At 61.4% G+C, this 8,242-nt stretch carries 7 protein-coding genes; 3 read left to right on the forward strand and 4 right to left on the reverse strand.

What is annotated here, in order from left to right:
• The 3 genes from AC1AUD_RS13540 to AC1AUD_RS13550 all read left to right on the forward strand — a co-directional run.
• Positions 1-480 (forward strand): carbohydrate ABC transporter permease (locus tag AC1AUD_RS13540; protein ID WP_476574903.1); only part of this gene is annotated, 480 nt, incomplete at its 5' end.
• Positions 480-1,325 (forward strand): carbohydrate ABC transporter permease, encoded by an 846-nt coding sequence (locus AC1AUD_RS13545; protein WP_476574904.1) that lies wholly within the window; start codon positions 480-482, stop codon positions 1,323-1,325. The genes AC1AUD_RS13540 and AC1AUD_RS13545, both read left to right, overlap by 1 nt.
• A gap of 331 nt (positions 1,326-1,656) precedes the next feature.
• On the forward strand, positions 1,657-2,262 hold the full coding sequence (locus AC1AUD_RS13550; RefSeq protein WP_476574905.1) for a DUF624 domain-containing protein: 606 nt from the start codon (positions 1,657-1,659) through the stop codon (positions 2,260-2,262).
• A 54-nt stretch (positions 2,263-2,316) separates the two neighbouring features.
• On the opposite strand, the gene malQ is transcribed toward AC1AUD_RS13550, so the two are convergent.
• The 4 genes from malQ to AC1AUD_RS13570 all read right to left on the reverse strand — a co-directional run.
• Positions 2,317-4,545, reverse strand: a complete 2,229-nt coding sequence (malQ, locus tag AC1AUD_RS13555; RefSeq protein WP_476574906.1) for a 4-alpha-glucanotransferase — start codon at positions 4,543-4,545, stop codon at positions 2,317-2,319.
• 373 nt (positions 4,546-4,918) lie between these two features.
• Complete coding sequence (locus AC1AUD_RS13560; RefSeq protein WP_476574907.1) at positions 4,919-5,737, reverse strand: PadR family transcriptional regulator; 819 nt, start codon at positions 5,735-5,737, stop codon at positions 4,919-4,921.
• Positions 5,734-6,738, reverse strand: coding sequence for a DUF4097 family beta strand repeat-containing protein (locus AC1AUD_RS13565; protein WP_476574908.1), 1,005 nt, complete (start codon positions 6,736-6,738; stop codon positions 5,734-5,736). The genes AC1AUD_RS13560 and AC1AUD_RS13565 overlap by 4 nt, the downstream gene beginning before the upstream one ends.
• Positions 6,739-6,898: 160 nt before the next feature.
• On the reverse strand, positions 6,899-8,242 hold a 1,344-nt coding region (locus AC1AUD_RS13570; protein ID WP_476574909.1), incomplete at its 5' end, for an MFS transporter.

Here is an 8,242-nt window from a genome sequence, read left to right on the forward strand (position 1 = left end):
CTGCTGCTCAACGGCGTGCTCGCGCACTGGGGGCGTGCCCTGACCTACAAGGCGTCGTACGGCTTCTGGGGATTGGTGATCCTGGTGTGCTGGCAGCAGATCGGCTACATGATGATCATCTACATCGCCGGACTGCAATCCCTGCCGACCGACGTGCTGGAGGCGGCGCAGGTTGACGGCGCCAGCGGACGCCAGACAATGTTCCGCATCATCATCCCGCTGATGATGCCGTCCATCACCGTCTGTTCCTTCCTGACGGTGACCAACGGCTTCAAGCTCTATGACCAGAACCTGGCATTGACCAACGGCGCGCCAAGCAATATGTCCGAAGGTCTGGCGCTGAACATCACACGCACCTTCTATGGCCGCATGGGCTGGGAGGGCGTCGGCCAGGCGAAGGCCGTGCTGTTCTTCATCCTGTTGGCCGTGATCGCGCTAATCCAGAACAAGCTCACCACAAGCAAGGAGGTGGCAGCCTGATGAACGAGGATAGGGGCAATGTCAAGCACGGCGCGCTGTGGACGGTGCTGTTCACTGTCGTCTCGCTGTTGTGGATCTTCCCGATCGTCCTAGTGGTGATCAACTCCTTCAAACAGAAGGCCTACATTTCGCGCAACGCCTTCTCGATCCCGACCGGCAAGGCGTTCGTCGGATTCGAGAACTACGTGCGCGGCGTGGAAACCACCCAGTTCTTCGCCTCCTTCGGATGGACGCTGCTCATCACCGTCGGTTCGGTGATCCTGATCCTGGTGTGCACGTCGATGTGCGCATGGTGGATCGTGCGTGTGAACAACTGGGCCGCAAAACTGCTCTACACGCTGTTTCTGTTCAACATGATCGTCCCGTTCCAGATGGTGATGTTCACGCTGTCCAAGATCGCCGACATGCTCGGGCTGAACACCCCGTGGGGATTGACGCTGGTCTATCTGGGCTTCGGAGCGGGTCTGGCAGTGTTCATCTTCACCGGCGTGATCAAGGGAATCCCCCAAGAGCTCGAGGAATCGGCCATGATCGACGGAGCCTCCGTGCCACGCACCTTCTTCCAGGTCGTGGTGCCGATCATGAAGCCGTCCATCGTGTCGGTGGCGATCCTCGAGGCCATGTGGATCTGGAACGACTACCTGCTGCCGTACCTGACGCTCGACCTAGGTAAGTACAAGACGATCTCCGTGGCCGTGCAGTACCTCAAGGGAGGCTATGGCTCAGTGGACATGGGCGCCATGATGGCCTGCTTGGTCTTGGCGATCATCCCGATCATCGTCTTCTACCTGGTCTGCCAGAAGTACATCGTGAGCGGAGTAATGGCGGGAGCCGTAAAGGGATGACGGCTGATGTCAACATCCCTTAGTGGACGGTCCACTGGACTGTCCACAGGCTCCCGCCTGAGCGAGGCGGTGGCCGAGCGAAGGTGGTATTGAGCCTGCGCGAGCCTCCACATCCGCGCACAAAGCACCAACGCTCACACGTTGTGCGCACTTTCCTCTCCCCAAATGAACATGAGTGGCTGGATATCGCTGATATCCAGCCACGTTCATAATGTGCTCGTTTGCTGTTCGTGCGAATGATCGCACGGTTATTGCAGACTGCGCTTCTCGGCGCACCGGTCCTGCCATGCTGCGGGCTTGCCGCGGGCCTACTATGGGCTTAGGAGGTGCTATGCGGTTTCTTTCCCCCGATTCGAAATTCATGATCGGCCTGGGCAACCTGATCGATGCGGTGATTGTGAATATTCTGATGCTGGTCACGTCGATTCCGATCGCGACGATCGGAGCCTCGCTGACCGCCGGCCATGACGCGATCCGTCGTGCGATCCAAGGCGAGGCCGGCGGCGTGACGCGCAATTATTTCAAGGCCTTCGCCGCGAATTTCATCAAGGCGACGTTGCTCTGGCTGCCATATCTGCTGGTCGCGATCGGCTTGGTCTACGCATGGGTGGTGCTGCAGATCACTCCGCTGCTGGTCCCTAAATTCGCGTTGACGATACTATGGCTGATCGGCTTCGAATGGACCTTCGCATTGCAGGCGAGGTTCGAGAACTCGATCGTTGCCACGTGGAAGAACGCCTTCATATTCGGAGTCACCAAATTCGGCACCACGCTCGCGTTGATGGCCCTGGACGCCGTGTTCGTCGCGCTGTTGGTTGCCAGCTGGTTCATGATGCCGCAGGGCCTGTTCCTCCTGGTGGTGCTCGGCTATGGCAGCATCATCGCGCTGCATGTGCCGATCCTCGAGCACTCGCTGCGTGACTACCTGCGGCGGTAGGTGCGGGTAGACACGCAGCGCACATCCGTTGCCTATGGAACGCCTGCCGCCCCGCTATCGGCGCATCACCGCTGCCAACGATTGCACCCTCGGCAGGTCGAATACCTCGTCGGTGTGCACCACATGCAGATGCTCGTCGCACAGGGGAACGCGCCAATTGCAGTACTCCGTTGACGTGCCGGGCTGGTTCTGGGCTCGATGCTCGCCCACGCCATCCACCAACGCGACCTGCAGCAGTAGCGACGGTGTGTCGCGGAGCATTGCGTGCATGGCCTCGACGATCTGCTGTTCGTGCGCCGGCACATCGGCTGCAATATCGGGCGTGATATAGCCGCTGGCGACCAACCGATCCATCATGGCCGTGCGTTCGGCCAGGGCCGACGCTGCGAACTCCTCGACCGGGCCAGCCAGCAGATGCAGCTCCTCACGCAGCTTGACATGCTCGAAGTTGAGATATCCGGCAGTGGGCGGCAGATCATGCGTGGTCACGGAGGCGAGGGCCTGGCGCCGGTAGTCGGACGCCGGCTTGTAGGGGTCCCCTGCGTTGGGGGAGTCGTCCACGCGGGCGAACCATTCCACATCGGTGCCAAGCACGCCATGGTCGGCAAGCACAGTGCGCACATAGTCGGGCACCGTGCCCAGATCCTCGCCGATCACCATGCCCCCAACGCGCGACGCCTCGATGGACAGCACGCCAAGCATCGCCTCGTGGTCGTAGGTCACGTAGGCGCCGTTCTTCGCGCCAAGCCCCTGCGGAATCCACCACAGGCGGAACAATCCAAGCACGTGATCGATGCGCACGGCACCAGCGTGTTCGTACATGGAATGCACCATCTCGCGGTACACCTGATAACCGGTCTCCTCCAGATAGCGGGGATTGAACGGCGGCTGGCCCCAATCCTGGCCCTGCTGGTTGTAGAAATCAGGCGGGCAACCCACGGTCACGCCGCCGAGGGCAAACCGTTCGGGATTGGCCCATGCGGCCGCGCCCAATCCATGCACGCCCACGGCCATGTCTTGGATCAAGCCCAAGGCCATACCAGCGTCCAATGCCGCGCGTTGCGCGTCGTTCACCTGTTCGGAGGCAATCCATTGCAGCCAACGTTCGAAATCGAACAGATCGCGATGATCCCGCACCAATTGGCGCACGGATAGGTCGTCAATGGTCTTCTCGAAGAACCAACGATCCTCTCCCCACGGCGCTCCCCACAGTTCGAAACAGAGGCACCATGTGGCGAAGGAATCGAGATCCGCTCCGGCGCGGGCCGCGAAATCGGCGAAGGCCTGCTCGCGTTCGGGAGTCCGGCCCGATTCGAAGATAACGCGCAGGGCCTTGCGTTTGGCGTCCCATGCTGCGTTGATATCCATCGGCGTCGACTCATCGTTGCGCGGGGCGACCGAATCATGAAGGGCATCCACCTGCGCCTTGGCCGCAGCCGGCAGCGTGGCGTATTCGGGGATATCCTGCGGACGGATGTAGGTCACGTTGAGGAAACGACGCGATTCAGGCAAGTAGGGAGACGGCTCGAGCGGAGGAATCGGCGCGCCTGCGTGGATCGGGTTGATGAGCATGAAATCCGCGCCGGACTTCTTGGCGGCGTCAACGAGAAGACGCTTGAGATCGCCGTAGTCTCCTATGCCCCAGGAGTCGTGGGCCCTGACCGAATACATCTGCGTCATCCATCCCCAGCGGTGGCGGCGTTCCACTGCCTCCGGCACCGGTATGCGCGCCGGCGCACAGATGATCGTGGCTGTGGCGGAACGTTCGGCGGCACCGGCGGCACCGGCACCGGCGGCACCGGCGGCACCGGCCATTGCGGTGCCGTCCTCCGGCTTGAGCGTGATGCTGAGCGTATGGTATCCAATCGGGAGGCTGGAGGGCAGGTCCAGCGCCATTCCGATGCCATCCGTTGCCGGCCTCAGGGCGATGGTCTCGTCGAACGATGTGCCGTTCTCCAAGTCGATGGTGGCGGACGGGTGGTCGTTGGGAGTGCAATTGAGCGTTACCACCGTGGTCTCGCCGCTATGGGCCACGATGGTGGGCGGCATGAGTCGTTGTGCGTCGCTCTCCCTCAATTCACGCAGGGACCGTGCGACCGCTTGCTCGTCCGCCGCATTGATTCCCAGCGCGGCAAGCACGGCGACGATCGCCTCGTCGCTGTTCTCCACATAGGTGCCCAGTTGGTCGATGTACGAAGTGGACACTCCGGCGGCTTTGGCCAATTGGATCAAGGGCCTGGAGATGCGTTCGGGACTTTCGGCGCGTGGCGTTGAAACCGGCATATCGTTCACCTCTGTGTGAGTCAGGTTTGCAAACGTTGAACAATGGAAGTCGTCATTGACATTGTTTTGCGTTCTTCTTCTTGCTATTTCCTTATGATAAACGTTTTTGACAACGATTGCAAAAATGTCGGACCGTGATTTGTGGCAAACGACAAACGGCATACGGCAGACGGCAAACGCAAACGGCATACGGCAGACGGCCTGTGTCGAACATCCGTGGCGACAGGTCCCGACTCCCCGCTTGCTGATGTGGGGGAAGAACGCGAACGCAATACGTTGCCGGGCACGGATTATGGAGTCGGGCGCCTCGGTCGTCACAAAGTGTCGTGACGCGCCGCGGGGTGCATAGCGCGCCACAAAGCACCCCCGCGGATCACAGTGTGCGGTTCAGATCCTCGAGCGCACGCTTCAACGAGATGCTGAGGACCTCGAGACTGGTGGCGCTGATGCGATCATCCGAGCGGGCTCGCGCGAGCGTGGCGTGCGCGGTATCTCGGAACTCGTCGATAACCGCCATGGCGCGGTCGTACCGGCAGCCCGCCTCGGAAACAGCCGCAATCGGCGAACCGTTGCCGTCCAACGAAACGTTGTCGTCTCGCGCACCGGTATCGGGGTGCGCGCTCGCCGGAACATTGCCCGCTGATGCGGCGCTCGCCGGTGTGGAGCGTGTGCTGACGTCTGCTGTGCTTCCTGAACTATCGTCCGCACGGCCTTGGCCTGCGCCATCCACGTCGTTCGTTTGCGCAGCCGTACCATTTGCGGGAAAGGGGAACTTGTCGGGGCGCAGGTCCGGTCGTTCCATGGTTCTGCGCATGGAATTCATGGAACGGCGAATCGAGGCGCGCAGGGCATCGGCCTCTGCCTGCGCATCGTCAGAGGCGGCGCGGTTCGTCAGCGAGGCGTCGATATCATGCTCGAGCGCCTGCAATTCATCGGCGCGCTGCGCAAGTTCAGCCTTGCCCGCGTCGGTGATCGCATACATGGTTTTACGTCCCTCGATGCGCTTGGAGGCAAGGCCATCCTCGGCGAGTTTGGCGAGACGGGGGTAGATGGTGCCGGCGCTGGGAACATACGTGCCGTTGAACCGTTGCTCGATGCTTTGCATCAGCTCGTAGCCGTGCTTGGGTGAATCGGTGAGCAGCGACAGCAGATACAGGCGCATCTGGCCATGTGCGAATGTCGGGGCGCTCATGACTCGGCCTCGGTTGTGTTCTCGGAGCTATCGCTGCCGGCGGGACGGCGCACCACCGTGAGTTGGGCTCGCATGGCATCGACTTTGACTGTGGTGACAGGCGCATCCTGCGGCCCATCTTCGAAATGAAGTGTGCCGCCGGTTGCATGCAGCCTATGGCCATCAATGACAGCTTTGCAGCGCATGCCGTCGATGCTGTAACGCGCATGCACCGACGGGTCGAAACTGATGACTGCGCTGCCATTCATGGCGTCAAGCGACACTTTCTCCGGCGCGCCCATGGCGTTGAAATACAGCTTGCCGCTCATGGTGTCGAGTTTGACACGGGGACATGCGCCGGAGACGATGACATCGCCGCTCATCGAATTGGCCCTGACGTTGCCCTGATGGTTGCGGGCCTCCACCTTGCCGCTCATCGTATCAAGCTTGAGATTGCCGGTTATCTGATCGGCCAGCAGCGTGCCCGACATGGTATCCAGCGATACGTCGCCCCTGACGCCACTGACCATCGCATCTCCATTGAGACAATCCATTGTCACCGTGATATCGCGCGGCACCAGCAGGGTGATATTCGCATAGGCGGCATCGCCTTTGTTGGCGGTGCGGACATCTGAGGCATGATTGCGATTCCGCCCGAACATCGCGGATAGCAACGCAGGCACATCGAGACCGGTGACATTATGCAAACCGGAACGCGACTGCGGGTGCCCGATGCGCAGCGTGCCGCCGACCAGCGAGGCACGCACCTCCTCGCCGCGCACATCGGATACCTCGAGCCTGACGTCTGGTATGTCGCGGGCGATGATGTCGATTCGACCGTTGATGAATGCGGCCTTGATGGCGGCCATGTCATCAATGTCGATGGTTTTGCGCTCGCCGGGGCGGATGATCCACCGTTCCTCGCCCGCCTCCGGATCATATTCGGCGGAATCGTTCCACAAGCGGTCGAACTCCTTGTCGCCGCTTGTCAGCGAGACTTTGACATGTGCTGATTGCGTCATTGTTGCTCCTTGTGACATGCCGTCCCACCCATGGTAGGACGGCCGCGATATATCGCGTTTATGGATAGGTTTTATGGGGTGTGGCCGGCTCTGAACCGGCACTATCGGTTCAGTTCGTCTGCCGGCTCAGTTCAGTTATCGGTTCAGTTCGTCTGCCGGTTCAGTCCAGCGGCAGCGGACGGACTTCGGAGAAACGGGACTGCGAGGGGATGTCGCGCAAGGTCTTGGAGGCAAGGCACAGCGTCACGGCCACGACGATTGCGGCCAGCGCGGTGGCCATGGCGAAACGATAGCCAGTGTATTTGAGCAGGGTGCCGGCGCAGGCGGACGCCAACGAACCCAGCACCATGGAACACAGGGTGCCTATGGAATCCACCCGTCCGCGCAGGTCGTTGGGAATCAGCAGCATGGTGTATGCGCCAAGCACCGCATTGCAGGGGATGAGCAGCGAGCTGGTCATGGCGAAGCCGACGATTGTGGCCCAGATGTTGTCGGTGAATGTGATGCCGGCATAGCCGATGACGGTGGGCAGCAGGCCGAGCTGGATGATGCGGCCGCCTGCGAAGTGCTTGGACAGAGGTGTGGAAAACAGGGAGCCGGCGATCATGCTGGCGCCGGAAGCGGCGCCCATCAGACCGATCAACCCAGTCGGTGTGCCGAGAACCTGCTGCTGCAACATCGCCACTGTGGAGCCAAGGGCCAGCGCGAAGTTGACGAGTAGTGTCAGCGTTAGCAACAGCAGCGCTTGGGGCCAGCGCATGAACCACCGAAAACCTGCGGTGAGGGAACGGGCGTGGGAGGCATTCGGCTGATTGCCGGTGTCCGAGGCGGTGTTGCCAGTGTCTGAAGCGGTGTTGCCGGGATGCAGATCGGTGGTAATGCAGGGCGCGGCGCAGGCCATGGCCAGCATCATGACGGCGCTGAACGCGAAGGGGGTCTCCGGACCGAACGCATACAGTAGGCCGGAGAGCGGGTTGGCTAGTATTTGGCCGATGGCATCTCGCGTTTGGTTGGTGGCGTAGGCTTTGGTCAGTTGGTTGCCGCTGACGATCTGAGGCAGCGCGGCGTCGGTGACCGATGAGAACGTGCCGGAAGTGAACCCGCGTGCCACGGCGAAGATGAACAGTCCGGCGACGTTCACCAGTCCCAGCAGCCATGCGGCTACGAATGACGCGAGCACGGCGAAGGATGTCATTCCTCCGGCGACCATGAGTTTCTTGCGGTCCGCATGGTCGGTGAGCCAGCCGCCGGCCAGCGTGGCCGCGCCACGGGCCAGTGCGTAGGTGGTGGCGGCTAGTCCGGCGATTGCCGTGTCATGGCTGATCGTATATCCGAGTAGATCGAATGCCAGTGCGCCGATCAGCGAGCCGATCATCAGCGAGGTGTCGGCTGCGAACCAAGCGCGGTAGTCGCGCTGGTGCCATAGGGAAGCGTTTGAGGCGTTGCCTTCGACGCTTTCGCTTGCGGTGTCGCTCTTGTCGGTATGTGTGGCGTTGCTGTCGGC

This window comes from Bifidobacterium sp. LH_730 (assembly GCF_056355835.1).

What these genes read in the sequence shown, in the direction of transcription:
- AC1AUD_RS13545 (WP_476574904.1), top strand. Translation starts at nt 480, where the DNA reads ATGAACGAGGATAGGGGCAATGTCAAGCACGGCGCGCTGTGGACGGTG.
- malQ (WP_476574906.1), bottom strand. Translation starts at nt 4,545, where the DNA reads ATGCCGGTTTCAACGCCACGCGCCGAAAGTCCCGAACGCATCTCCAGG.
- AC1AUD_RS13565 (WP_476574908.1), bottom strand. Translation starts at nt 6,738, where the DNA reads ATGACGCAATCAGCACATGTCAAAGTCTCGCTGACAAGCGGCGACAAG.
- AC1AUD_RS13550 (WP_476574905.1), top strand. Translation starts at nt 1,657, where the DNA reads ATGCGGTTTCTTTCCCCCGATTCGAAATTCATGATCGGCCTGGGCAAC.
- AC1AUD_RS13560 (WP_476574907.1), bottom strand. Translation starts at nt 5,737, where the DNA reads ATGAGCGCCCCGACATTCGCACATGGCCAGATGCGCCTGTATCTGCTG.